General features: G+C 65.3%; 11 protein-coding genes and 1 pseudogene. 9 read left to right on the forward strand and 3 right to left on the reverse strand.

Annotated elements, in window-relative coordinates; translation table 11 throughout:
- The first annotated feature begins 5 nt into the window (after nt 1-5).
- Entirely contained in the window at nt 6-1,316 is a 1,311-nt protein-coding gene (locus BAMB_RS27135; protein WP_011660357.1) for an MFS transporter, read from the forward strand.
- 36 nt (nt 1,317-1,352) lie between these two features.
- Here the strand turns inward: BAMB_RS27135 and BAMB_RS27140 are convergent, their stop codons facing one another.
- Nucleotides 1,353-1,649: a hypothetical protein gene (locus BAMB_RS27140; protein WP_011660358.1), complete on the reverse strand. Its 297-nt coding sequence runs from the start codon at nt 1,647-1,649 to the stop codon at nt 1,353-1,355.
- A gap of 401 nt (nt 1,650-2,050) precedes the next feature.
- Here BAMB_RS27140 and BAMB_RS27145 point away from each other — a divergent pair, with 401 nt between their 5' ends.
- From BAMB_RS27145 to BAMB_RS27180, 8 genes and pseudogenes are all read left to right on the forward strand, one after another.
- Nucleotides 2,051-4,207 carry a filamentous hemagglutinin N-terminal domain-containing protein gene (locus tag BAMB_RS27145; RefSeq protein ID WP_041491600.1) on the forward strand — a complete coding sequence of 719 codons (2,157 nt, stop codon included), beginning with the start codon at nt 2,051-2,053 and terminating at the stop codon, nt 4,205-4,207.
- Complete coding sequence (locus BAMB_RS27150; protein WP_011660360.1) at nt 4,207-6,033, forward strand: ShlB/FhaC/HecB family hemolysin secretion/activation protein; 1,827 nt, start codon at nt 4,207-4,209, stop codon at nt 6,031-6,033. Before BAMB_RS27145 ends, BAMB_RS27150 begins: the two co-directional genes overlap by 1 nt.
- Nucleotides 6,034-6,044: 11 nt before the next feature.
- Nucleotides 6,045-6,965, forward strand: a complete 921-nt coding sequence (locus BAMB_RS27155) for a peptidylprolyl isomerase (RefSeq protein ID WP_045554998.1) — start codon at nt 6,045-6,047, stop codon at nt 6,963-6,965.
- A 155-nt stretch (nt 6,966-7,120) separates the two neighbouring features.
- Nucleotides 7,121-18,988 (forward strand): two-partner secretion domain-containing protein, encoded by an 11,868-nt coding sequence (locus BAMB_RS27160; protein WP_082089687.1) that lies wholly within the window; start codon nt 7,121-7,123, stop codon nt 18,986-18,988.
- Between the two features lies 1 nt (nt 18,989).
- Nucleotides 18,990-19,337: a hypothetical protein gene (locus BAMB_RS35605; protein WP_011660363.1), complete on the forward strand. Its 348-nt coding sequence runs from the start codon at nt 18,990-18,992 to the stop codon at nt 19,335-19,337.
- A 225-nt stretch (nt 19,338-19,562) separates the two neighbouring features.
- Nucleotides 19,563-20,825, forward strand: a pseudogene (locus BAMB_RS33165) (IS256 family transposase).
- A 577-nt stretch (nt 20,826-21,402) separates the two neighbouring features.
- Complete coding sequence (locus tag BAMB_RS27175) at nt 21,403-22,335, forward strand: hypothetical protein (protein ID WP_011660366.1); 933 nt, start codon at nt 21,403-21,405, stop codon at nt 22,333-22,335.
- Nucleotides 22,336-22,426: 91 nt separating this feature from the next.
- Nucleotides 22,427-23,233: a hypothetical protein gene (locus BAMB_RS27180; RefSeq protein WP_041491601.1), complete on the forward strand. Its 807-nt coding sequence runs from the start codon at nt 22,427-22,429 to the stop codon at nt 23,231-23,233.
- 143 nt (nt 23,234-23,376) lie between these two features.
- On the opposite strand, the gene argG is transcribed toward BAMB_RS27180, so the two are convergent.
- Together argG and BAMB_RS27190 are read right to left on the reverse strand one after the other, a co-directional pair.
- Nucleotides 23,377-24,714 carry an argininosuccinate synthase gene (gene argG / locus BAMB_RS27185; RefSeq protein WP_011660368.1) on the reverse strand — a complete coding sequence of 446 codons (1,338 nt, stop codon included), beginning with the start codon at nt 24,712-24,714 and terminating at the stop codon, nt 23,377-23,379.
- A 351-nt stretch (nt 24,715-25,065) separates the two neighbouring features.
- Nucleotides 25,066-26,136, reverse strand: coding sequence for an FUSC family protein (locus BAMB_RS27190; RefSeq protein ID WP_011660369.1), 1,071 nt, complete (start codon nt 26,134-26,136; stop codon nt 25,066-25,068).
- Between the last annotated feature and the right edge of the window lie 166 nt (nt 26,137-26,302).

Below are 26,302 nucleotides of genomic sequence, written 5' to 3' on the forward strand. Positions count from 1 at the left end.
GACACATGCAAGCGGATCTTGAAACCCGTGTCGCGCGCAAACTGATGTGGCGCATCATTCCGTTCGTGATGCTGCTTTACTTCGTCAGCTTTCTCGATCGCGTCAACGTCGGCTTCGCGGCGATGACGATGAACAAGGCGATCGGCCTGTCGCCGACCGCGTTCGGATTCGGCGGCGGCCTGTTCTTCATCGGCTACTTTCTGTTCGAAGTGCCAAGCAATCTGATTCTCCACCGCGTCGGCGCACGCATCTGGATCGCGCGCGTGATGATCACGTGGGGCATCGTGTCCGCGGTGTCTGCGTTCGCGGCCGGCCCGACGAGCTTCTACGTGCTGCGCTTCCTGCTCGGCATGGCGGAAGCCGGATTCTTCCCCGGCATCATCCTGTACCTGAGCCTGTGGTTTCCGGCGAAGCAGCGCGCGGTGGCCGCCGCGTGGTTCATGGCGGCCGCGCCGATCTCCACGGCGATCGGCGCGCCGCTGTCGGGCGCGATCATGCAGATGCCGCCGATGTTCGGGCTCGCCGACTGGCAGATGCTGTACATCATCGAAGCGCTGCCGGCGGTCTTGCTCGGCTTCGTCGTGCTGAAGTGCCTGACCGATTCGCCGTCGAAGGCCGCGTGGCTGCGGCCCGACGAGCGCGACTGGCTGATCGCGAAGCTGAAGACGGAAGCCGACGCGCGCCACACGCATGCCGGGCATACGGCCGGCGCGTGGCAGGCGCTGCGCGACCCGCGCGTGCTGGCGCTCGCGCTGATCTACTTCGGCACGTCGGCGGGGCTCTACACGCTCGGCCTGTGGGCGCCGCTGATGGTCAAGCAATTCGGCTTCACCGCGTTGCAGACGGGCTTGCTCACCGGCATCCCGAGCGTCGCGGCAGTCGTTGCGATGATCGTCTGGGCGCGGGATTCGGATCGCACCGGCGAGCGCACGTGGCACGTCGTGATTCCGTGCGTGCTGGCCTGCGTCGGCTTCGTGTTCGCGGGGCAGGCGAGCACGGCGCTCCTGACCGTGCTCGCGCTGGTCGTCGTCAACATCGGGATCAGCGCCGCGAAGGCGCCGCTGTGGGCGATGCCGAGCGCGTTCCTGTCAGGCGCGGGGGCGGCCGCGGGGATCGCGATGATCAACTCGATCGGCAACCTCGGCGGTTTCGTCGGGCCGTTCGCGATCGGCTGGCTCAAGCATGTGACGGGCGGGTATGCGGCCGGGCTGTACGTGGTGGCGGGCACGCTCGCGGTGTCGGCGGTCGTTACGCTGATGCTCAGTCGCAAGGAGGCGAGGGCGCAGGTCATGACGGGAGCGCAGCAGCATCATTGAAGGCTGCGCGCGTGCATTCGCCGGTTCGGGCATGTGTTACGCGTTGAACCAGAACCACAGGCCCGGGATGCTCAGCAGAAGGTGCAGCGGGAGCGCGATGCGGAATGAAGTTTCCGGACGCTGGTCCGGTTTCGACGTGTGGGCCACGAGACAACCGACGCCGACGGCTAGCGCCAGGACGGAGACAGTGGCCATGCTCCGCAGGCCGAAGCCGAGAACGCCGACACCTGCGTAAGGATCGGTCATCGAGTTGGCATAGCCGTAGCACATCACCAGCGCGACGATTTCAATGACCGCGAGCCACGCGAGAAGAGAGCCGAGTCGTGTTGTCATGTTGTTTCGGGTGTCGTTCCAGGTTGGCGAAAAGCCTCGAGGATACACGGCGTGACGACGTCCCCGGCTACGGCGCGATCGAAGCGGGCGCGTCAATGGGCGGGAAGCGCCACACGGCGAGGCCGTTCACGTGGATGACGGTGCGAGGCGCAGGTCGTTCGAGAAACCCTGGGCGCAAGCTCGATCGGAATCCTGCATTGTCTTCGGAGTGAAATGTTTTTGTAATCTACGGGGCGGCGCGACTGGAAGAAATATTCAATAAAGCACCCTAAAGAAAGGGCGGGGGCTTGCCGTTACCCTTCCTCGGTAGTTCATAAAAGTCTTACTAAATAAAGCAGTACAACCACACGACCAAATAACCGAGGATGCACGGCCGGCGAAGCCGCGTGCTTGATCAGAAGATGGGACGCACCGATTCGAAGGGGCGCGTGGGCATCGGGAGCCGGCGCGTACTGTGCTTTTGCCTGGCCGCGGCGGGACTGCTGCCGCATTGCGCGGCCGCTGCGGGCATCGTCCCGGACGGCGGCACGCCGACGAGCGTGTCGAACGCGCCGAATGGCCGGCAGCTCGTGAATCTCGCGCCGGCTGTCGCCGGCGTATCGAACAACACGTATTCGTCGTTCAACGTGACGACCGCCGGCGCAACGCTGAACAACGCCGGCATCAACGCGCGCACGATCGTCAACCAGGTGACGAGCACGAACCGGAGCCTGATCGAAGGCGAAATCGCCGTGGCGGGGCCGCGCGCGAACGTCGTGCTCGCCAACCCGAACGGCATTACGGTCAACGGTGGATCGTTCGTCAATACCGGGCACGTGGCGCTGTCCACTGGCAATGTGACCTTCAACGACCTGCAGATCGCGCCCGGCGTCATTCAGCGCAACGTCGTGCTCGATACGTCGACCGGCACGATCGTCGTCGGTCCGGGCGGCTTGGCCGGTGCGTTGATCGGGCTGGATTTGATCGCGAAGAACATCGTCGTCGACGGTCCGATCAACAACACGTTCTCGTCCGCGACCGCCGGCGCGCGCCTGCTCGCCGGCCGCAGTCGCGTCGAGCTGAACACGGGGCTGTCGCCGAACGACAACGCCAACGACTGGCTCTCGCGCAGTGCGACCACGGATCCGGACACCGCATCGTCCTACGCGATCGACATCACCGCCGCGGGCAGCGTGACGAGCGGCCGCGTGCAGTTGATTGTCACGGACCGCGGCCCCGGTGTGCGCAGTGCCGGCGCGATGAATGCGTCGCTCGGTGATTTCACGCTGGCATCGAACGGCAACGTCGAGATGTCGCATGCGAAGATCGGCGTCGCGCGCGACCTCGACGTTACCGTGCAGGGCGGCATCGCGCTGAACGACACCGAAATGAAGTCGACCGGTGGCCACGCGAATTTGTCCGCCGCCGATGCGATCGCGTTGACCGGCAGCAGCCTGATGGCTTCGGGCAGCATAAAGCTGAATGGCACGCGGATCGCGCTGACGCCCGACGATGCGATGAAGGGTGCCACCGTGGCGTCGACGCAAAGCGGCGTCGTGCTCAAGAGCGCGGCGGACATCGTGAACATCGGCTCGCTCGTGCAGGGGCAGACCGCGATCGACGGGGATTCGGATTCGGCCGGCGCGGTGACACTGAATGCGGCGGGGCGCATTCTGAATCAGTCGCTGCCGCAGACGCAGATCGGCATTCTGTTCGGCGTGCAAGGCGACGTGTCGCTGACCGCGGGTGCCGATGTCGTCAATCAGAATGCACGGATCCTGTCGAACCGCAACGTTTCGATCGACGCGGGCGGTGACCTGCAGAACATCGTCGACCACAGCACCGGCGTGCGGAATGGTGCGGTGGTCGGCTTCTCCGACCAGGGCGGCCGCTTCCTGTTCCTCAAGCATCGTAGTGACGGATTCACCGTCGATTACGGCGGGCTCGACGACGCATCGAAGCTCGCGTACATCACGGCCGACGCGGGGAATGTATCGGTGCGTGCCGCGAACGTGACGAATATCGGCGGGTCGATCCTGTCGAATGGCGGCGCAATCGACATCGCCGCGCGTGACAACATCCTCACGCAGGCCATTTTCACCGGGCAGGCATCGTACCGACGCTCGTGCTTCGTGTTCTGCCGCGCGAGCGCATCGTCGAGCGTGCAGGCGTTCGGCGGCGTGATCGAGGCCCAGTCCGACATTCAGCTGAAGGCCGGCACGCAGATCACGAACACTGGTGGAACGGTGCTCGCGCTCGGCGCACTGACGCTCGACGCGCCGAAAACGCTCGCGCAGGGCGTGCCGGGCTACACCGTGATCAACCGCAACCACGACCTGAAGGCATGGTTCGGCAATCGCTGGGCGGCCATTTATGCAGCCGACACCGGTGGCGTTTTCACTGGCGGAACCGGCAAGGTACGCCTGACTGGTGAGGCCGATATCGACGGCGGCGCGTACAGCGCGCCCGACGGGGCGGCGGCGGCGGGCGGCATCGTGACGATCCGGCCGCCCCATCGCGATCTCGTGACGGTCGGCAACCGCAATCACATGGGGCTCGTGTCTTGGTTCGGTCTGTGATGTCGCGCGCGCGGCTCCGCATTGCCGCACCACTCGCGCTGGCAATCGGCGCGACGTCGCCGTGTGCGTATGCGCAGCTCGCGGGTGCACTGCCGGCCGGCCCGCTGCCCGGTCTCGGCCCGGTGCCGTCCGGCTTCGCGGTGCCGCGTGCGGAGCAGGATCCCGCGCAGCGTTTGCTGCAGGAGCAGCGCGATAGACAGCGCCGCGACGAGATTGCGCAACCGCCGGCACAGATCGCGTTGCCCGAGCAACCGGCGATGCCGGATCTGCCGCAGGGCGCCGACATCGAGACGCTGCCGGACATCGCGCCGACCTTCGCGATCGATCGAATCGAATTCACCGGCGACACGATACTCGGGCAGCCGGAACTGGACCGCATCGCGGCGCCGTTCATCGGCAAGCAGCTCGGACGCAACCGCATCAACCTGCTGCTGCGCCGGCTGACCGAAGCATTCATCGCGCGCGGCTACATCACGACGCGTGCGTATCTCGGCCCGCAGAATCTCGCGTCAGGCACGCTGAAGATCAATCTCGTGGCCGGGCGCGTGGCCGCGCTGACGCTGAACGGCAAGCCATTGCGGCCGCGCGATCCGGACGAGAAGTGGTACGAAGTGCGGGGCGGTGGGCTACTGACGGAAGCCGGCACCGCATGGGCATTCGCGAGCGCGCCGGGCGACGTGCTGCGCCTGCCCGACCTCGAACAGGGCGTCGATCAGATCAACCGGCTGCGGCGCAATCAGGCTGAAATCCGGATTCTGCCCGGCGAAGCACCGGGCGATTCGATCGTCGCGATTTCGAACCGCTACGGCGATCGGCTTCATTACGATTTCGGCATCGACAACTACGGCAGCTCGCAGACAGGTACGACGCGCTATCGCGCCGGTGTCGAAGCCGACAACGTGATCGGACTGCAGGAGTCGTTGTCGTTCAGCTACGTCTGCACGACCGACACGAATGCGGTCGTGTTTTCCGCAGCGGTGCCATACGGGTATCAGACCTTCAGCTACACGGCGTCGATGTCCGAGTACCAGCAGGCGATCGGCGACGTCGCGCTGCTCGCGGGGCGCACGTTCAGCCAGATGCTCGGCTGGAACGACGTGCTGGTGCGGTCGCCGCGCGGGCGCATGAGCATCGACGTGACGCTCAACAAGCTGCGCACCGAGCGCGACGTCAACGGCATTCCGTTGTCGCCGCAGAACCTGACGGTGCTGCGCGTCGCTCTGAACGGGTTGTCCCGCTTCGTCATGCGCGATCAGGGTGCGGCAGCGACATGGGATATCGGCGTATCGCAGGGCTTGCCGTGGCTTGCGGCCAACCACGACGCATCCGAGATCGGCATCGACGACGCGCACAGTCAGTTCACGAAGCTCGATGCCACCGGCACGCTGCAATTCGCGCTCGGCAATCTGGCCGGATCCGCGTGGGCCTATCGCGGCACGCTGCGCGCGCAGTACAGCCGCGTTGCGCTGTTCGGCAACGAGCAGATCTTTCTCGGTGGCATGGGCTCGGTCCGCGGGTTTACCGAAGGCGGGATCGCGGGCGACAGCGGCGCGTTCGTGCGCAACGAGCTGGCCTGGCAAAACGTGCCCGCATGGCATGACGCACGCATCGAGCCGTACGTATTTCTCGATGGCGGAAAAACGCACCTGAACGCGCAGGGCGGCTGGCCGTCGCTGGTCGGCACGGGCGTCGGCACGCGCGCGCAATGGCGCCTGAAAGGTGGGACCGTGTCGGCCGAAGTGCTGGTCGGGCAGGCGCTGGCGCAACCCGCCGCACTCGGCAAGAAGGCAACCGTGCTGCTGGCAACACTCAACTGGACGGACTGATGGAGAACCTCATGAATCGCCTGTCGAACGGTCGCGAGATCGCGATGCAATCGAACCTGCCGGCGCGCATCCGCAAGATCAGCGTCGCACTCGTCGCGGCGGCGCTGTGCGGCGCCTTGGCACCACATGCATACGCGCTGAACAAAGCGGCGAAGAAGCCCGCCGACGCGACCGCCGCGCTCCCAGCCGACGCGGTGGGGAGCGTGAACGGCGTGCCGATCACGCAAGCGCAGGTCGACGAAGCGGTACGCCTGTCGAAGGCGCCCGATACGCCGGCGCTGCGCGCGGCACTGAAGAATCAGCTGATCGCCCGCGAGCTGTTTCGCCAGGCGGCGCTGAAGCAGCACTACGACACGAAGCCGCAGGTCGTCGCCGCGGTCGAGCAGGCGAAGGCGCTCGCGATGACGCAGGCGTATTTGCGGGATCAGGTCAAGCCGGTGCCGGTCACGGATGCGGACGTCAAGGCACGCTACGACGCGATCGTCGCGACGCTCGGCGAGAACGAATACAAGCCGAGCGTGATCGCTGTCAACGATGCGGACACTGCCAAACAAATCATCGCGCGGCTCAGAAAGGGCGAGGACTTCGGCGCGCTCGCGCGGGAGTTCAGCAAGGGGCCGTCGGCAGCACAGAGCGGTGCGCTGAACTGGATCTCGTTCAAGACGCCGATCGAGGCCGGTCATACGCAGAACTGGCCGCAGCAGCTCGCCGAGGCGCTCGTCAAACTGCCGCAGGGTGGCCTCACGCGCGAGCCAGTGCAGATCGGCGACATGTACTGGATCGTGCGCGCTGACGACAAGCGGCAGACGCAGGTGCCGACATTCGATCAGGCGAAGGACACGCTGCGGCAGCAACTCGAGCAGGTCGCGGTGGAGAAGGCGACCGCCCAGGTGGTCGCGGACTTGATCCGCAACGCGCGCATCCAGCAGTAGGCAGCAAACGACAAGTAGCACGCAGCAGCGTCGGACGACGATCCGGCGAACACGCATGCGATGCCGGGCGGGGAAATCCCGGCATCGTGCGGCGCCACGGTCGGCCGGCCGATGGCGTTCGGCGCGGAGCCATAAAACGAAGCGAACAACAGAAGATGAACACGTCCAAGCGTAAGACCTTGCAGCAGCTTGCCGAAGCAGCAGCGGCGCGAATCGGCGCGCGTGAGCAATCGATGGCCGGCGCACCGCGCTTTCTGGCGGGTGCGCCCGTTACGCGTTCGTATCGCTGGTGGCAGCGCGCGATCAGCGCGCTCGTTGCGCTGACGATGTTCGTCGGGCCGATCACGGTCACCGTCGAGCAGTGCCGCGATGCGGCTGGCGTGCTCGGCGCGGACAATCGCCGCATCGACGACGCTGCATGGCAGCGGCTGCTCGATCTCGCGTCGCTGCGCGTTCGCTTCTCGATGCAACTCGCGGCCGCCGCGCCGATTATCGACCCCGCGGCGCCGATCTCGTTTCAGCCGGCCATCACGCAGTCGACGGGGGCCGGTGGCGGCGTACCGATCGTCAACATCACCGCGCCGAACGCGGCCGGCATTTCGCTGAACCAGTATCAGCAATTCAATATCGATCCCGTCGGGCTGATTCTGAACAACAGCCTGATGTCGGGTACGTCGCTGACGGGCGGCAATGTGCAGGCCAACCCGAACCTGAACGGCCGCACGGCCAGCGTGATCGTCAACCAGGTCACGTCGACGGGCAGCGGGTACGCGAGCTTGCTGAACGGCCCGCTCGAAGTGTTCGGCGCACCGGCAACCGTCGTCATTGCGAACCCGAACGGAATCACGACGCGCGGCACGGGCTTCACCAACACGATCGGCGTCACGCTGTCGACTGGCGCGCCGCAGTTTCTGAGCGGGGTTGGGGGCACCCCGACCGACTTCGCGAACGCGAAGGCGATCGGCTACAACGTGACCGGCGGCCACCTGCAGATCGAGGGCAATGCCGGCGTCAATGGGCCCGGCGCAGGGATAGAGGGAACCGTCGGCACGATCGACCTGATCGGCGAGACGATCGGCATCAATGCACCGCTCTATGCGGGCACGCGCATCAACGCGATCGCCGGGCGTCAGTTCGTGGCGCCGGCCGCCGTCGATACATACGGCACGACCTACGGCACGACGTCGAACGGCACGGACAATTCCGCCGGGGCGATCAACGCAGCGAACGGCGGCGCGAACCGGTCGCTCGCAATCGACGCGACCGCATTCGGCGCGATGACGGCCGGCCAGATCCAGGTGATCAGCACTGCGGCAGGGATGGGCGTGCGTGCCGACGCGCAGCTCGCCGCGAATGCAGGTGATCTGCTGCTGTCGGCGAACGGCGACGTGGCGGTTGCCGGTTCCGCCGCGCAGCAGCAGGCGAAGATTGACAGCACGAGCAACGTGTCGATGACTGGCGCGCACATCGGGGTCGGCGGCTATGCAATCGACGCGAACGGTGACGTGACCTCGGCCGGGTCGATACAGTCCGGCGGCAAGCTTGCCGTTTCCGCAGGCGGCAACGTGAGCGTGGCGAATGCGCAGGCGAGCGGCAACATGACCATCACCGCCGGTGCGAGCGTGGCGCTTGGCGACGTACAGGGCGGCGGCGCGCTGTCGGTGACCGCGCACGGCGCGGACGGCACCGGTGACGTGAATCTGAACGGCACGTCGGTCGTGACCGGCGCCACGGCCGTGCAGGCCGGCCGCGACGTCAACGTGAACGGACAGACGAACAGCGAGACGCTGCTGATTACCGCGCAACGTGATGCGACGATCAATGCTGCGCTGCAGACCTCCGGCGATCTGGCATTGACCGCCACGCAGGGCAATGTCGCAACTCATGCTACGGTGAAGAGCGGCGGCGATCTGGCGCTGAAGTCCGGTCAGGACACCCTCGTCGCATCGCAGGCAACCGCACAGAACGCAGTCGGCGTGCAGGCGGGGCGCGACCTGAGCGTGAGCGGATCGCTCGCGAGCGGAACGACGTTCGCGGCCGATGTCACGCGCGATGCGTCGGTCGGCGGTTCGTTGATGGTTGGAACCGACGCGCGCATCGACGCCGGACGCAACGTCGACACATCGGGTGTCGTGATCGTCCAGCGCAACGGGACACTGAGCGCACGCAACGACATCACGGGAAGCGGTTCGATCGCATTCGGGCAGAACGGTGCGTTGAATGCGGCGCATGACGTTGCGTTGACCGGCAAGCTGCTCGCCAATGGTCTGCGGATCGACGCGGGTAACGACGTGACTCTTTCTACCGTCCAAGCGGGCGGTACGTTCGGCGTGACGGCAAACGGCGTCGCGGGTGGTGGAGACGTGACGTTCAACGGCAACGCGGCGGCGCTCGGCGCGACCGACGTGCATGCGGCGCGCGACGTGGTCGTGAACGGCACGCTCGCCGGCGGCGCGCAGGTCGCGCTGGCCGCGCAACGCAACGTAAGCGTCAACGGCGGCGGCACCGTGCAGGCCGTCGGCGATCTCGCGATGACGGCGGCGAGCGGCAGCGTTATGTCGGCCGGCACGTTGAACGGCGCGGGCGCGCTGACGGCGCAGGGCGCGCAGGATGTCGCGCTCACCGGCGCGACGACCGTAACGGGCGACGTGACCGCAACGGCTGGCCGCGATCTCACGATCGGCGGCGAACTGGCCGGGCAGGGTGTCGCGACGCTCACCGCCGCGCGCGACATCGTCGCCGCCGGCAACAGCGGCTTCGCGCAGGACACGGCGTTGATCTCGGGTCGCGACATCGACGTGACGGGTGCGTTCCAGGGGCACGCAGTCTCGATGACGGCGGCCGGTTCGATCGCGCTGAACGACGTGCAAGCCAACGCGGGGCTCCAGCTCGCGACACGCACCGGCGACATTCTGATCGGTGGCAACGTGAATTCGCTGATGAACGGAGCGATCGACGCGGCGCGCGACGTGACCGTCAACGGCACGCTGCGGACGGCGAGCGGCCTGGCCATCGGCGGCGGTCGCAACACGTCGATCGGCGGGACGGTCCAGTCGAACGGCGACGTCGCGCTGACGAACGCGGCCGGTTCGCTGGCGAGCACCGGCAATATCCAGTCGGGAGGCAACCTGTCGGTGATCGCCGCGCAGTCCGTGGATCTGGGCACGCAATCGACGTCGGCGCTCGGCAACCTGAGCGTGGACGCGGGCCGCGACCTGACGATGAACGGCTCGGTCGTGGCGCAGGGCAACGGCACGCTGAACGCCGTCGGCGCGATAGGCGGGGCGGCCGCGGTTGCGTTCGGGCTCGCGGCGAAGATCGGCTCGGGCGGCGATACGACTCTCACCGGCTCGCTGCGCGGCGGCAACGTGACGACGGCGGCCGGCGGATCCGCGACGCTGCATGACGTGCAAGCCGCATCGGCGCTTGCGCTCGGCGCCCAGACCGACCTGAGCGTGACGGGTGCGGTGACCGGTGGCGCAGACGTTGCGCTAGCTGCGGCGCGCAATATCAACATCAGCGGTTCGTTGCAATCGGCCGGCGATACGTCGTTGCGGGCGAGCGGCGGCAGCATCGGATCGACGGGCGCGATCGCGAGCAACGGCGCGCTCGACGCGCAGGCCGGCAGCGACATCAACCTCGGCGGCAGCACGACCGTGTCGCGCGACACGATGCTTGTCGCGGGACGCGACGTGAATGTGACCGGCACGCTGGCCGGGCAGGGGCAAGGGATCGTCAACGCGTCGCGCGACATCGTCGGCGCGGGCACGTTGACGTTCGCGCAACAGGCGACGCTCGACGCCGGGCGCGACGTTGCCCAGCGAGGGCTGATTCAGGGGCAGTCGGTCAGCGTGACGGCGGCCGGCAATGCGGCCGTGAACAACGTCGAGTCGACGGGCACGATCGCGCTACGCGCGAACGGCACGAACACCGCAACCGGCGCAGGCGATCTGCGCATCGACGGTTCGGTCGCCGCAGCGGGCGCGATCACGGCACTCGCGCAGAACGATGTTGCGGTCGGCGGCAAGGTCGCGAGTGGTTCGACGGTCGGCGTTACTGCGCAGCGGGACATCGCGGTGAGCGGCGCGATCGAGTCGGTCGGCGACACGGTGCTCGCTGCACGGCAAGGCAGCCTGAACGCAACCGGCGGCATCAACAGTGGCGGCAAACTCGATATCGCGACCGGCCTCGACCTGTCGCTCGGCGCGAGTACCAGCGCGATCGGCGATGCGGTGCTGACGGCCGGCCGCGATGCCGTGCTGAACGGCACGATGGTCGGACAGGCGAACGGCACGGTGACGGCCGGCCGCGACATCAACGGCGGCGGCAAGCAGGCGTTTGCCGCCACCGCAAACTATACGGCGCAGCGTGACGTTGCGCTGATGGGTGGCGTGCAGGCTGCTGCGGTCACGGTGATCGGAGGGAACAATGCATCGCTGCACGACGCGTCGTCGTCGACCACGCTGACGCTGACCGCGAGCGGCAATGCCGGCGCAGGCGATGCGGGTATCACCGGCGCGGCTTCGGCGCAGGGCGCGGCGAGCATTACAGGCGCGCGCGACGTCTCGGTCAGCGGCACGCTCGGCAGCGGCGATGCGCTGACATTGAGTGCGCAACGCAACGTGTCGGTCGGTGGCGGCGTGGAGTCGAGGGGAGATCTGAACACGACCGCGACGAATGGCAGCGTGCTGCTCACCGGCTCCGCGACGACCGCGGGCGCGTTCAACAGCATGTCCGGACTCGATACGCAGCTCGGCGGCCAGATCGCGGTGGCGACGCAGACCCGCGTGCAGGCCGGCCGCGATATCGCGTTGACCGGGGCACTCGCGGGGCAGCGTGACGGCGTGCTGAGCGCGGGGCGCGACATCAGCGGTGCGGGTTCGGCGGCATTCGCACAGGTGGCGGCGCTCGACGCGGCGCACGACGTCGCATTGACGGGCGCGCTGCAAGGCGCGAGCGTCAACGTCACGGGTGGGAACAATGCGGGGCTCGGCGCGGTCCAGGCCGTCAGCGGCAATCTCGACGTGACCGCCAAAGGCGGTGCGGGCGGCGGCGATGTGACGATCGGCGGGGCGGCAACTGCGTTCGGTGCGATGCAGCTGCAAGCCGCACATGATGTATCAGTTGCGGGCGCAATCAATACAGGCGGCACGACGACGATCAATGCGGCGCACGGTGTCGCGCTTTCGACGGTCAATTCGGCGGGTAATCTCGGCATCACCGTATCGGGCGGCAATGCGACGGCGGCAAGCCTGACGACGCAGGGCGACCTGAACGTCGGCGTCGCGCAGGACATTGCGGTCGCCGGACAGACCGTCGCGGGCGGCAGTGCAGTGTTGAACGCAGGGCGCGACATGACGCTGGCAGGCGGCATCGGTGCGCAGCAAAGCGGCACCTTGACGGCGGGCGGCTCGGTGAGTGCCGGTTCGATCGCGTTCGCCCAGCAGGCAACCGTCAATGCGGGCGGCAGTATCGCGGTCGCGGGGAGCATCGGGACCAACGGCGATCTCGCGATGACGGCCGGCAACGATCTGTCGGCGGGCTCGGTTCAGGCGGCCGGTGCAATCGCTTTGCAGGCACAGGGCCGTAACGGCGCCGGCGACGTGATGGTGAACGGCGCGTTCACGTCCGGCAAGGCGACGACGATCACGGCCGCGCGCGACGCGGGCGTCGGCGGCGCGGTGTCGAGCGGCGGCGCGCTGAACGTGACTGCCGGACGCGACCTCGGTGTCGCTGGGGCGATCAATTCGACCGGGGATGCGACGCTGACTGCGGCGGCCGGCGATCTTGGCGTCGCAGGTCCGATCGTGTCGACCGGGAATTTCCGTGCAGATGCGGGTAGCGGACTGGCATTGCTTTCCGGCGGGCTCGTGAACGGTGATACGGCGTTGACGTCGGGCGACGCGATGACGCTCGGCGGCGCGCTGTTCGGTCTCGGCGGCGCAAGCATCAATGCCGGCGGCGCAATTGCGGGTGGCGCGGCACTGACGTACGGCAAGGACATCGCAGTCAATGCGGGCGGCGGCATCACGCTCGGCGCGGTTCAAGGCGCTGGCAAGTTCACGGCGGTGTCGGGCAGCGACATGTCGTTCGGCGCGACGACCGCGGTCGGCGATGTGTCGGCAAAGTCGAACGCCGGCAGCGTGACGTTCGGCGGGTTGTTGCAATCGGGCGGCAACGTCACGGTTCAGGCTGCGAACAACGTGTCGCTCGCGGGCGGTGCGGCATCGATGGGAACAGTCGATGTCAACGGGATCAACGGCAATGTGTCGGTCGCGGGCGTGTCGTCGAATGGCGACGCAACGCTGCATGCCGGGCAGACCGTCACGTTGAGCGGCAACAGCACTGTTGCCGGGCAACTGGGGGTGTCGGGCGGCAACGTTACGCTGAGCGGTTCGGCAGTCGGATCGAAGAACGTGACCGTTTCAGCGTCGGGGACGATCGATGCCGGAAATGCTTCGCTCGTCGCGTCGCAGAACCTGCAGGTGAACGGCGCGAACGTGACGCTCGGCAATGCGACGGTCGGCGGATCGCTCGGAGCGCAGGCGTCGAACCAGCTCACGCTGGCCGGCGGGAAGGCGGTGAACGTCGTCGGCAACGCGACGCTGACTTCGCAGAACGGGTTGTATAACGCCGCGAACGTGTTGGCCGGCTCGCTCGATGTATCCGCCGCGAACCTGACGAATGCGGCCGGTGCGTCGCTGGCATCGATCGGCACGACTACGATCAATGCATCGAGCTTCGCGAACGCCGGACTGGTGAACGGGACGACGACCAACGTCACCGTAGGCGGGGGGCTGACGAACGTCGGCGGATCGCTGATGGCCGTGAACGCGCTCAACGTCAATACCGGGACGCTGAACAACCAGAACGGGATCGTCTTTGCTGGCAACCCGCAGGCCGCGACAGGTGCGACCGGCGACGTGTCGCTGACGATCAATGGCGGGAACGGCGCGTTCTACAACGCGGGCGGACAGTTGCTCGCACAACGGAACATGGGGATCAGCGCGGTCAACATGGCGTTCGATCCGTCGCAGGGGACGATCAGCCAGGGCGGCAACCTGTCCATTACGGCGGGGTACGTGAATGTCGGCGGCACGTGGAATTACGGCGGGCAGGGCGTTTCGCTCACTGGGCTGAACGGGATCACGAACGACGGCATGATCACGGGCACTGCGCCGCTGACGCTGTCGGCTGGCGGCAGTTTCGAGAATCACGGGCAGGTCACCGGGTCGGACGTGACGTTCAACGGCGTGCTGAACAACGCGGCCGGGGCGGTGATGCATGCGGACAACATCCTGACGCTGAATGGCAACACGACGAACCGGGGGACCGTCGAGGCGGGCAATGTTCTCAACGTCAATGGCGGCAGCTACGACAACCAGGGCGCGACGACCCAGTCGCGTGGCGACGCGAATTTCAATCTGGGCGGCTCGCTGCTCAATACGGGCGGTTCGATATTCGCCGGACGGAACATCGGCATCTCTGCTGCGCAGGTGATCAACGACCAGACTGCTCCGCAAGGGGCCGTCACGACGACCACGCAGGTCAGCGATCCGTCGCTCCTGATGTCGGGGGCGGTCGGCACGGTGACCGCCGGCTACGAAAAAATCTCGGGTCATGAGCAAACGGTATCAGCGGCTTACGTGACGTCGTCTGCGACGCTCGGCGGCCTGCTGGCACCGACGGGCTCGACCACGAACAGCGGACTATTGTCGGCTTCCGATCCGGTCGCGACGTCCGGTACGGTGACGTTCAATCAGTACCACGTCCTTACCGGCACCAACGACCACGGCGTTTCGCAGGATTCGAACTACTGGTTTGTCGGAACGGGGCCTGCGGCCGGTGCACTCAAATCGGCGACGTTCACGTTGCCGACGGTCTATCAAACGACGACGAACCAGCAGGCCGGGACATCGGGCGTCATTTCCGCCGGCGGCTCGATCTCGTTGACCACCGGCACCCTGTCGAATCGCGGCGGGCAGATCGCGGCGCAAGGCGATATCTCGCTCAACGTCCAGTCGCTGAGCAACGGCGCGGTTGCGCCAACCATGACGGTCAACAGCACGACCTATGTCGACCAGACCCAATACGCGAACTTTCTGACGCAACTGGCGGCGCTCGGATCGATCGGGGTCCAGGGTACCGGCAACCCGACCGGGCTATTCAATTGCGACGGGGGCAATTATTGCCAGGTGGGCTCGCCTTACCTGCCGACCACGTTCCAGATCAACACGGGTGCAGCCGCGCCTGCTGCTACCGGCACGGTGACCTTCACGACGCCGACGGGCATGATCGCAGCCGGCAGCAACCTGACGGTCGGCGGCGGCAATCTGACCAACGAGGGGCTCCTGTATGCCGGCAACAACGTCGCCATTACGTCCGGCACGCTGACCAACCAGGGCGGCAACCAACAAAACTACGCGAGCCAGGTCGGTTGCGCATCCGGCGTGCCGAACTCGGCCTGCGGCAACGCCGGCCAACCGCGCGGCAACAACCCGACCACGACGACGTTCGGCTACAGCCAGAACGACGCGACGATCTACGCCGGCCACGATCTCGTCATCGCAGCCGGCCAGATCAACAACACGTACGGCAACCTGCTCGCGGGCCACGACATCGTCATCGGCGGTGTCGGCTCGACGGCAAGCTCGACCACGCCCGCGCAGAGCCTGAACAACACGTCCGGCAACATCGTCGCCGGCAATGACATCAAGCTCAACGTATCGGGTGCGATCACCAACACCCTGCCGCCACCCGTTCCGGTACACGAGAACTACGGCAAGCAGGAGCAGTACTCCGGCTGCATGACTGCCGGTGGCTATAAGGAAAGCTACTGCGAGGGTTATGTCGACCAGCAGTCGGGGAGCTCGTCGGTCATCAGCGCAGGCAACAACCTGCAGATCAACGCGGGCAGTCTGACGAACATCGGCAGCCTGATCGCGGCCGGTAACAACGCGACGATCGCGGTCGCAGGCCCTGTCGTCAACGAGGCGCAGGTGCTGAACGCCTACTGGCACTCACACTGGGTGCAGGAAACCGGCATGTTCAGCAGCGACAAGCGTCACGACATTTGGGCCTGCGGTACACCCGAGCAGTGCAAGGCGCTGTACGGCAGCGCGTACACGAGCACCGGCGGCACGATCGATCCGCCGACGCCGGTCGGCAACATCGCGGCGACCATTCAGGCGCCGAACTTGTCGATTTCGTCGAGCGGACAGATCCAGAACGTCGGTAACGTGATCGGCACGTACGTGTCGTTGACGGGCCAAAAGCTGATCAACGGCATCACGACGGCGAACACCTATACGCCGCGCGTGAACGCGCCGTCGCAAGTCATCTCGTTGAGTCCGGTGGATCTGCCGGGGCTGAACCTGTCGGTGCCGCGCGCGGTCGGTACTGGCAAGTTGCCGACCCCGGTCCCGGGCGCTGCGTCGTATGTCGATGCGTCGCTCGGCGGTTCCGCGATCGGCTCGCTCGGTCCGCAGGACCTCCTGAATAATCTGCCGTCGAGCCTTCAGCCGTCGTCGACGTTGTTCTATTACAACCCGCAGGAAGAGGACCTGCTGTTGCAGCAGGCTGCGTTGAAGCAGACCGGGAAGTCGAGCTTTGTCGACGGGCTCACGTACGACAGCAAGAACAACGTGTCGGTGACGACGCAGGAAAAGGAGTACCTGTACCAGAACGCGATCGACTACTCGAAGGCACACGACCTGCAACTCGGCGCTGCGCTGACGCATGAGCAGATCAATGCGCTCGACCGGCCGATGCTGTGGTATGTCGAGCAGACGGTGCCGGATCCGACGTGCCACGCGACGGGCACGGCGACGTGCCCGACGATCACCGCATTGATGCCGCAGGTGTATCTGCCGCAGGACACGCAGGCGCTGTCGGCGGGCGGCAATATCTCCGGACACGACGTCACGCTGAAGTTCAATCAGGACGGCAACGGCAGCATTCTCAACACGGGGAGCATCGCGGCGTCGGGGACGCTGAGCGTCGACACGCACACGCTGACGAACCAGGCGAATCAGGTCAACGTCGGCGAGATCTGGCAGAAGGTCGACGGCGGGTATCTGAAGACGACCGGCACGGTGGTGCAGCCGGGCGGGTTCATGAGCGCGGCGAACATGGAGTTGAATGTTCAGGCGCTGAATCAGATTGGTGGGGCGCTGCAGAAGCTGGCGGCTGACGGAACGATGGATCAGGCAGGCACCCAGGGCGCGCTTGCTGCACTTCAACATCAACTCGGCGGCAATTTCACGCAGACGGCAGTGAGCGACAACCTTCATCAGGATTTCGTGAAGGAAGGCGGCTCGTTCGGGATGATGCAGATCGCCTCGATGGTGGTTGCCGTTGCTGCAGCGATCATGATGCAGCCGGAAATCTCGGCTGCGATCGCGTCGATGTCGGGCGCTGCCGAAGCGGCAACCACGGCTGCGTTTATGGCAGCCGAGCAGGGGCTGACGGGCGCGGCCATTACCGCGGCGGCGAGTGCGGCGGGCGGTTCGCTGGCCGTTGGCGGCTTGGCCAACACGATGATCGCAGTCGGGTTGAGCTCGTTTGCATCGAGCGCGCTGGGGCAGGTTGTTGCTACGGGACAGATCGATTTCGGCGCGAGCCTGAAGAATGGCCTGATCGGAGCAGTGACCGCTGGGCTGACGAACGGCATCACGTTTGACAGCGGTTCGGGCTCGTTCGGGTTCAGCGCGAATGCTGCATTCGAAGGAAGTGCGCCGTCTCTTTCGGCACTGGCCGGTGTGCAGACGACTGGGAATGCGCTCGTGCCGCAGGCTGGTGCGGCGGCTGGATCGCTACCGACCGCAGCGCTGGCTTTCTCTGCCAATGCGGCGATTCAGGCCGGCACGCAGACGCTGATTGGCGGGGGAAGTTTCCTTGACAGTTTGCGAGACAGCTTCGTCAGGGACGTGGCGGCGGCTGCTGCTTATGCGATCGGGAATGCGAAAGATAGCGGAACATTTGGTGATGGGACACCGGGAGAGCTCGGCTATGTGGCCTCGCATGCGGCGCTTGGATGCGTAGCCGCGGCGGCCAGTGGTCAAGAATGTGCCGGTGGTGCGCTCGGCGGGGCCACAAGCGCGTTGGTTGCGCCATTTTTACGGGACAGTCTGTACGGCGGAACGCAGACGATTACCGTGACGGACAACGGTGATGGAACTCTTACGCAGGCGACGAGCTACGACAACGCCGTGTTCAACGCCATCACCGTGGGGAGTGCAACGCTGTCAGGTGGACTGGCAAGTGGGATCGCAGGCGCGAGCGCGCAGACCGGAGCGACGTGGGCGCAGAACGAAGCCTTGAACAACAGTCTGTCCGAGAAGGTCCAGCAACTGAAGAAGGATATTGTTAGCTGGGCTCAATGGACCTACGGTGATCCAATTGGAGATATCGGGCGCTGGACCACGCAGTTCGGTAGGCAGGTGCAGGCCGGTTCGCAACAAAAGATGTCAGAGTCGGGATGGTCCCTCGCGTTTCAAGGCATCTCGAATGGGTTAAGTGCGGTCCTCGGTGTCGGAGCGGGCTTGCCACCGGCTGGCCCCAGTCTGGCGCCTGCAGGAGTTGCGATCGGAACCGGGCCGATTGCGGCGCCGGTGGCTGGTAGCACGCCACCGAATGCGACGTTATCCAGCAATCAGAGTGGCGGTGGCAATGATGTAGATGTTGAAATTGCTCCCGGAAAGTTCGACTATCTGTTCGGAGGGGTCGACAGCGGTACGCATAATTCAGCTCGATCAAATCAATTGGCATTGGAAATGAAGCGACTTGGGGTGCCTGATACGGAGGCGGGGCGGGCAATGATCTCGGAACATCTGACAGAAGTGGCAAATACTAACGGTAACGTTTCTCGAACGTTTACAACTCAATACGGAAATTTTGAGGTTCGGGATTCCGTGTTTATCGGGCCGTCCGGGCAAGCCGCAAAGTTTGAAAGTACTTTTCAAATACTTCCGAACGGTGGGCGGCGGCTCAGCACTGTTATTCCGTTCAAAACGGGGAAATAGAATGGACTTTCCTACTAAAGCGCAATTTATGGAGAATTTCGGAATCGAGCCAATCCGGGAGGATCCATCTCTTTCACTCTGTCTCTACCGTCTCCGATCGCCACATGGGAATGTCGAAATGGAGATGTCCTTCAGCGGCGCCGCCGAGTCTTTTCAGTTTCGGCTTGAATGCGGTGGTCGTGAGGTGGTGTCTCTCGTGAGCGAGCGGGCCGAACGGATCGAGTTTTATCGTGAACAGGGAGGAAGTGGCATTCGCGCGGCATTCACTATACAGGGCGTGAATGCTGAAGCGATCGTAATCCTCGAGCCAGAAATTAGTTGTCGATGGTGGGTGCTACGGACCGAATAGCTCGAGAGCACGACCTTATCGTGCATGAGGATCTGTGAGCATTTGTCGGACTTGGATGCGCGGCCAATGACGCGACGGGCGGGCCTCCAGCAGAAGCTTGGCGCGCTGCAACCTCAGCTCAGCGGAGGGGGAAACGACTTTGAGCGACCACCTTCACGACGCATCCGTGGAGCCTATCCGAACCTTTGTGTGTGAGGCATAAACTGATGGCCGAGGAGCCACGTTATGCCACGCAAACGCAAGGAAGAAGTGACGATTGAGCCGGGCAAGGGCTTGAACCTGGACCCGGAACTGATCAAGCAACTGGTGCCCGGAACGCTGGATCGGGCGACGATCAACGAGCAGCTCGCTGCGGTCAAGAAGGCGATCTTCGAGCGCGCGCTGGGTGGCGAGTTGACGCACCACCTTGGCTACGAGAAGGGTGAAGCCAAACCGGGCGGCCGCACGAACCATCGCAACGGCACGAGCCGCAAGCGCGTTGCAACCGACGACGACCTGCTCGACGTCGAGATTCCACGCGACCGCGAAGGCACCTTCGATCCGGTGCTGATCGCCAAGGGCGAGCGACGCTTCACCGGCTTCGACGACAGGATCATCGCGATGTACGCACGCGGCATGAGCGTGCGGGAGAATTAGGGCTTCTTGCTGGAGATGTACGGCATTGAGGTGTCGCCGGACTTCATCAGCACCGTCACCGACGCGGTGATCGATCGATGAAGTGCGCGAGCGGCAACAGCGGCCGCTCGAGCCGATGTACCCGGTCGTGTTCTTCGACGCCTTGCGAGTCAAGATCCGCGACGAAGGCGTGGTGCGCAACAAGGCGATCTACCTGGCGCTGGGCGTGCGCCGCGATGGCACACGTGACGTGCTGGGCCTCTGGATCGAGCAGACCGAGGGGGCCAAATTCTGGCTTCGGGTGGTCAACGACCTGAAGCTGCGCGGCCTGCAGGACATCCTGATTGCCGTGGTCGACGGACTGAAGGGCTTCCCGGAAGCGATCAACACTGTGTTCCCGGAAACGACCGTCCAGACCTGCATCGTGCATCTGATCCGGAACTCGCTGGACTTCGCCAGTTGGAAAGACCGGAAATCGGTCGCAGCGGCGCTCAAGGAGGTCTATCGGGCACCGTCGGCCGAAGCGGCCGCCGTGGCGCTGAATGCGTTCGACACGAGCCCGTGGGGTACGAAATACCCACCGATTGCCGCCCTCTGGCGACGAGCCTGGGATCAGGTGATTCCGTTCTACGCCTTCGCGCCCGATATCCGGAAAATTGTATATACGACCAATGCGATCGAGTCGCTGCACATGCAGCTTCGAAAGATCATCAAGGCGCGCGGCCACTTCCCGTCGGACGAGGCCGCGCTCAAACTGATCTGGCTGGCGCTGCGCAACGTCGTGGCCAAGTGGACCGGTTCCCGGCACGATTGGAAGAGCGCATGACCCAGTTCGCGCTGCTTTACCCGGAACGATTCAACATTGGAGTCTGAATCTCAACCCGCCTCACACACGAAATTCCGGATACCTCCGGGTTTGACTTCATCGCCCGAGCCAACGGCCGAACGAGCGGGCTTGCGGAGCCCCCGAACAAAGCCCCTGGAAAATTCCCTCGACAAAACCCCCTAAAGAAATCCCCACCACCGCCGTTACCTTCCTCGGTAGCTCAAAAAAAGTATTACCAGAGCCGTAGAACCAAACCACACGACCAGATAACCGAGGGGGCGCCCGGCCGGCGAAGCCGTGCGCAGTATCAGAAGATGGGATGCGCCGATTCGATGGGACGCGCAGGCACCGAGGGGCGGCGCGTCGTCTTCCTTTGCCTTGCCGCGGCATGCCTGCTGCTGCATGCGGTTCTCACCGTTGCGTGCGCGTTCCCGCGCGACCACACCTCCACGCTCGTGTCCGTAGTGCCGAGTATCCGGCAACCGACGACCGCCTCATCGTCCTTCCCCGACACATCACACCACGCACCCAACGTCGCTCGAGGAGGCCCACGCAACACACCGGAAAAGTAACGCGATTCGAATCTGGACCACAAAAAAACGCACAAAAAAATCGAGGATTGAATTGAACAAGCATTCCCTTTGTCTGCTGGCGGCAGCCGCGATCTCGGTATTCGTCGTCGCCGGTTGCGGCGGCGGCGACGGCTCGTCGAACGCAAGCAGCGGCACGCCCGCCAACACCGGCGGCGCCAATAACGCAGGCAGCGCACCGGCCGTCGCGTCCACGCCGCTCGCGGCTCCGCCGGCGAGCGCCCCCGTCGCATCGTCGCAGCCGGTGACGGTCGGCGAAGCACTGCCCAGCCTGACGACCCCGCAAGCCGGTTCGACGGCCGCAACGGCAACCGGCCCGGTCGGGATCTGGTCGGCATCCGGCAACCTCGGCTACTCGACCATCGCCTTGGTTGACCCGCGCAACAACCTGAGCACGCTCAATCTGCTCGGATCGTTCGTGATGTCCGACGATTTCACGAATCTGACCGTCAACGGTTCGACGTGGTCGCTCGCGCCGGGTATCAACTTTGCAGGAACGAGCGGCATCGTCACGAAGATCGATTCGGGCTCGGGCGCATACAGCCCGCAGCAGACGTTGTCCGGCACGATCAGCCGCAACGGTACGGCGTCGAATTTCACGTGGACCTATAACGCCGCAAACGCACTTGCCGTCACGCAGGACAGCGTGGTGGGCACCTGGGCGACGACCAACGCATCGTTCGCGATTGCATCGGGCGGTACGCTGACCGGCACGCTGAGCGGTTGCAACCTGAGCGGCACGCTGCTGCTTTCCACGCCCGGCTCGAACCAGAACATGTACGACATGACGGTGACGGCCTCCGCATCGACGGGCTGCAAGCTGCCGGCCGGCGTTCCGCTGTCGGGCAGCGCCGCGATCATGTTCGTGCCGATCACGGGAACCAACGGCTTCAAGCGCTCGATCCTCTACGTGCTGCGCGCGGCTGATTACAGCTTCATCGCGTACGGTCAGGTGATCAAACAATAAACGCACGGTCGCACCGCACGCGGCGCGTCGACGCGCCGTGTGCGACGGCCCGATGAACACGTTCCGTCAACAACAAAACGCCACTCATCCAATGAAGAACCCCTCCAAAGCCACCCTGTTCGGTTGCGGCCTGCTCGTCACGCTGCTGTCCGGTTGCGTCACGTTGCCGAACACGGACATGAAACCCGAAGCACGTCAGAAGCTGCATTCGATCGCGATCCTCGACGTCACCGAGCCGAAGCGTGTCGCGGTCGTCAACCTCGGCGGCGCGGCGGCCGGGTTCGGGCTGATCGGCGCGCTCACGCAAGCCGCCGTCAACTCAAGCCATACGAGCACCTACACGGATCACGTGACGGCCGGCAAGATCGCGTTCGCACCGGACATCGTCGACGGCGTAACGGGCCGCCTTACCGATACCGGATATCAGGTCGTGAGGCTCAATGGCCAGAAGGTGAAGCTCGCCGATGACGGCAAGTCGGATGACTATTCCGCGATCCAGACCGACGCGGATGCGATCATGAACGTATGGTTCACGTCGTTCGGCTATATCTCGCCGCCCAACCAGCCCGATTACATCCCGTGGGTGGTCGTCCGCGCGCGCATTCTCGACGCGAAGACGAAGCAGGACATCTATTTCAAGACGTTCGCGTGCGGCTACGACATCAAGGCGAACAGCGTCCACGTCGACAGCGATTTCGCTTACACGTACGGCAGCTTCAGCGATCTCGAGAAGAACTTCGACAAGTCGCTGGAAGGGATCAAGTCGTGCGAGAAGTCGGTCGCGGACATGATCGGTCGGGATCTGGCACGCACGCCGGCGCCGGTGACTGCTGCCACCACGATGACGACGACTGCGGCCACTGCGACCGCGACGGCCACGGCCACGGCAGCGAAATAATCGTGATGCGCGTGCAGGATCGTCGCGACACGCGTTCGCGATCCGAATCCGGCAGTGCTTGAAGAAAAGGCGGAGAGGGAAGTGCTGCGGGCGGGCAGGCGGTTTTCATACCACCCATCCGCCCGCCCGCGAAAGCGACCGGCTTACTTGTCGCTATCGCCCTTGATCTGCGGCAACGCCGACGATTCACCCGGCGTCAGCAAGCCGACTTGCGAATACACGCGCAGCTTGTCGCGCGTATCGGTGATGTCGAGGTTGCGCATCGTCAGCTGACCGATCCGGTCGCGCGGCGAGAACGTCGATGCAACCTTCTCCATCGACAGGCGTTCCGGCTGGTACGTGAGGTTCGGCGACTTCGTGCTCAGGATCGAGTAGTCGTTGCCGCGGCGCAGTTCGATCTTCACTTCACCGGTGATCGCGCGTGCAACCCAGCGCTGCGCCGTTTCGCGCAGCATGATCGCCTGCGGGTCGAACCAGCGGCCCTGATACAGCAGGCGGCCGAGACGGCGGCCGTTCTCGCGGTACTGCTCGATCGTGTCTTCGTTGTGGATGCCGGTGACGAGACGCTCGTAGGCGATGTACAGCAGCGCGAGGCCCGGGGCTTCGTAGATGCCGCGGCTCTTCGCCTCGATGATGCGGTTCTCGATCTGGTCGCTCATGCCGAGGCCGTGGCGGCCGCCGATGCGGTTCGCTTCGAGCAGCAGTTCGACCGGATCCTTGTACTCGACGCCGTTCAGCGCGACCGGCTGGCCGGCTTCGAAGCGCACCGTCACTTCCTCGGCGGCGATCTTCACGTCGTCACGCCAGAACGCGACACCCATGATCGGGTTCACGATCTTGATGCCGCTCTCGAGGCTTTCGAGATCCTTCGCCTCATGCGTCGCGCCGAGCAGGTTCGAGTCGGTCGAATACGCCTTCTCGGCCGACATCTTGTACGCGAAGCCGGCCTGGTTCATGAATTCGGACATTTCGGCGCGGCCGCCGAGTTCGTCGATGAACGTCTGGTCGAGCCACGGCTTGTAGATCTTCAGATCCGGGTTCACGAGCAGGCCGTAGCGGTAGAAGCGCTCGATGTCGTTGCCCTTGTACGTGCTGCCGTCACCCCAGATGTTGACGCCGTCTTCCTTCATCGCGGCGACGAGCATCGTGCCCGTCACGGCGCGGCCGATCGGCGTCGTGTTGAAGTACGTGACGCCGGCCGTCGTGATGTGGAACGCGCCGCTTTGCAGCGCCGCGATGCCTTCGGCGACGAGCTGCGCGCGGCAGTCGATCAGGCGGGCGCCGGCTGCGCCGTATTCGATCGCGCGTTTCGGGATCGCGTCGTAATCGTCTTCGTCGGGCTGGCCGAGGTTCGCCGTGTATGCGTACGGGACGGCGCCCTTCAGTTTCATCCAGTGCAGCGCGGCGCTGGTGTCCAGGCCGCCGGAGAAGGCGATACCGACCTTCTGGCCGGTCGGGAGGCTTTCGAGAATCGTGCTCATAGGAATTACCGTGGATTGAAGCCGGTGGGATCGTATTTCGCGGAATACGCGAGTATCGGCTGTCCGGGAAGTTGGGGCAAGACCTGATTTTCGCGCCAATGCATCGTCGCGCCTGTCGCGGCGGGCCTGGCGGGCGGTTAACCGCCCGGAGAATCCGCCGCGAAGCGGCCCCGAAAGGCGGTCGAAACCGGTGGGCACGCGCCGGTACGTAAGCGCTGTTTCCAGGGCCGGATCGGCCGGAAAGTGCGGCCGATGTCGTCAAGACGCGGTCTCGCCCCGATGAAAGAAAGATGAAAGATTTCCGGCGTCTGCCTAAATCCGTCGGCTTCAGACATTCACGCCTTCACACCTTCAAATATTCCACGCCTGCGCGGTATCGAGCAGTTTCTCGCGCAACTGATCCACTTCGGCGGCCAGCTTGGCCGTGATCGACACGTAGCCCGACAATTCCGGCGGCGGCGCGTCGTGCGGCGCATCCGCCGGCCGGCGGCGCGGCGCGAGCCGGCTCGGCGTGCCGAACTTGAGCGCTCGGCTCGCGCCGACGAGCGTGTCGCGGATGCGCCGGTTCACGGCCTTCATCGCGGTTCGCATGTATTCGCGGGCGGCGAGGTCGTCGCGGGCCGGCACGGCGCTCGACAGGATCTCCAGGTAGCCGATGCACAGGCGCAGGCTGCGCTGGATCGCCTCGAGGTGCGTAACCGAGATCTCGCACTCCTTCGACACCGACGGCATCAGCGAACGCAGCTGCACCAGCAGCGCGCTCAGCGCGGCCATTTCCTTCAGGTGCGCGTCGTCGCTCACGGGGCGGTCGCCCGCGAGCCGTGCGTGCACGGCCGCGCACGCGCGCAGCGCGTCGGCGAGCTTGTAGCGCCACGAGTAGGTCGCATAGAGCGGCAGCGCGAACGAGAACGCCAGCGCGATCGCGATGCCGACCAGCACGTTCACCGCGCGCCACAGGCCGTCGACGATCTCGTTGTCGCCGTGTCCGGCGACGATCACCATCGTGATCGCCGACAGCAGCGCGATGTAGCCGGCCTTGCCGATCGCGTGATACGCGCAGAGCCCGCACGCGATCGACATCAGCAGGTAGATCGCGAACGGCATGTGCAGGACCGAATACAACACGATCAGAGCGAGCCCCGCGAGCGCGCCGATCGACGTGCCGAGCGCGCGCTCGGCCGCCTTCTTGCGGATGTTGCCGTGATGCTGCAGCCCGCCGACGACGATCAGCACGGTGATCGTCGACCATTCGCCGTGCGGCACGCGCAGGCCGGTGGACAGGCCGATCGACACGAGGATCGCGAGCGCGACGCGCGCCGCATGGATCAGCTTCGCGTGCCGGTAGCGGCGGTACGGGTCCAGCAGAGGACGGAGCGCGTGGCGCAGGATGGGCGGCAGTCGGGCAGGGAGCTGGGCAGTCATGACGGAGCGGGGGTGGCCGGCGGGGTGGCCGCCGGGGTGGCCACAATACGCGCGGGCGGCCTGCGCGGGCCGGCGCCGCGCCGCACGCGCAGCTGACGTAACGCTAGCCGAACCCGCGCGGGCTGTCCACGGCGAGGCGGCGGAGCGTCGGGGGAGTGGGCGGCCG

This window comes from Burkholderia ambifaria AMMD, assembly GCF_000203915.1.
In the GTDB taxonomy this organism is placed as follows: Bacteria; Pseudomonadota; Gammaproteobacteria; order Burkholderiales; family Burkholderiaceae; genus Burkholderia; species Burkholderia ambifaria.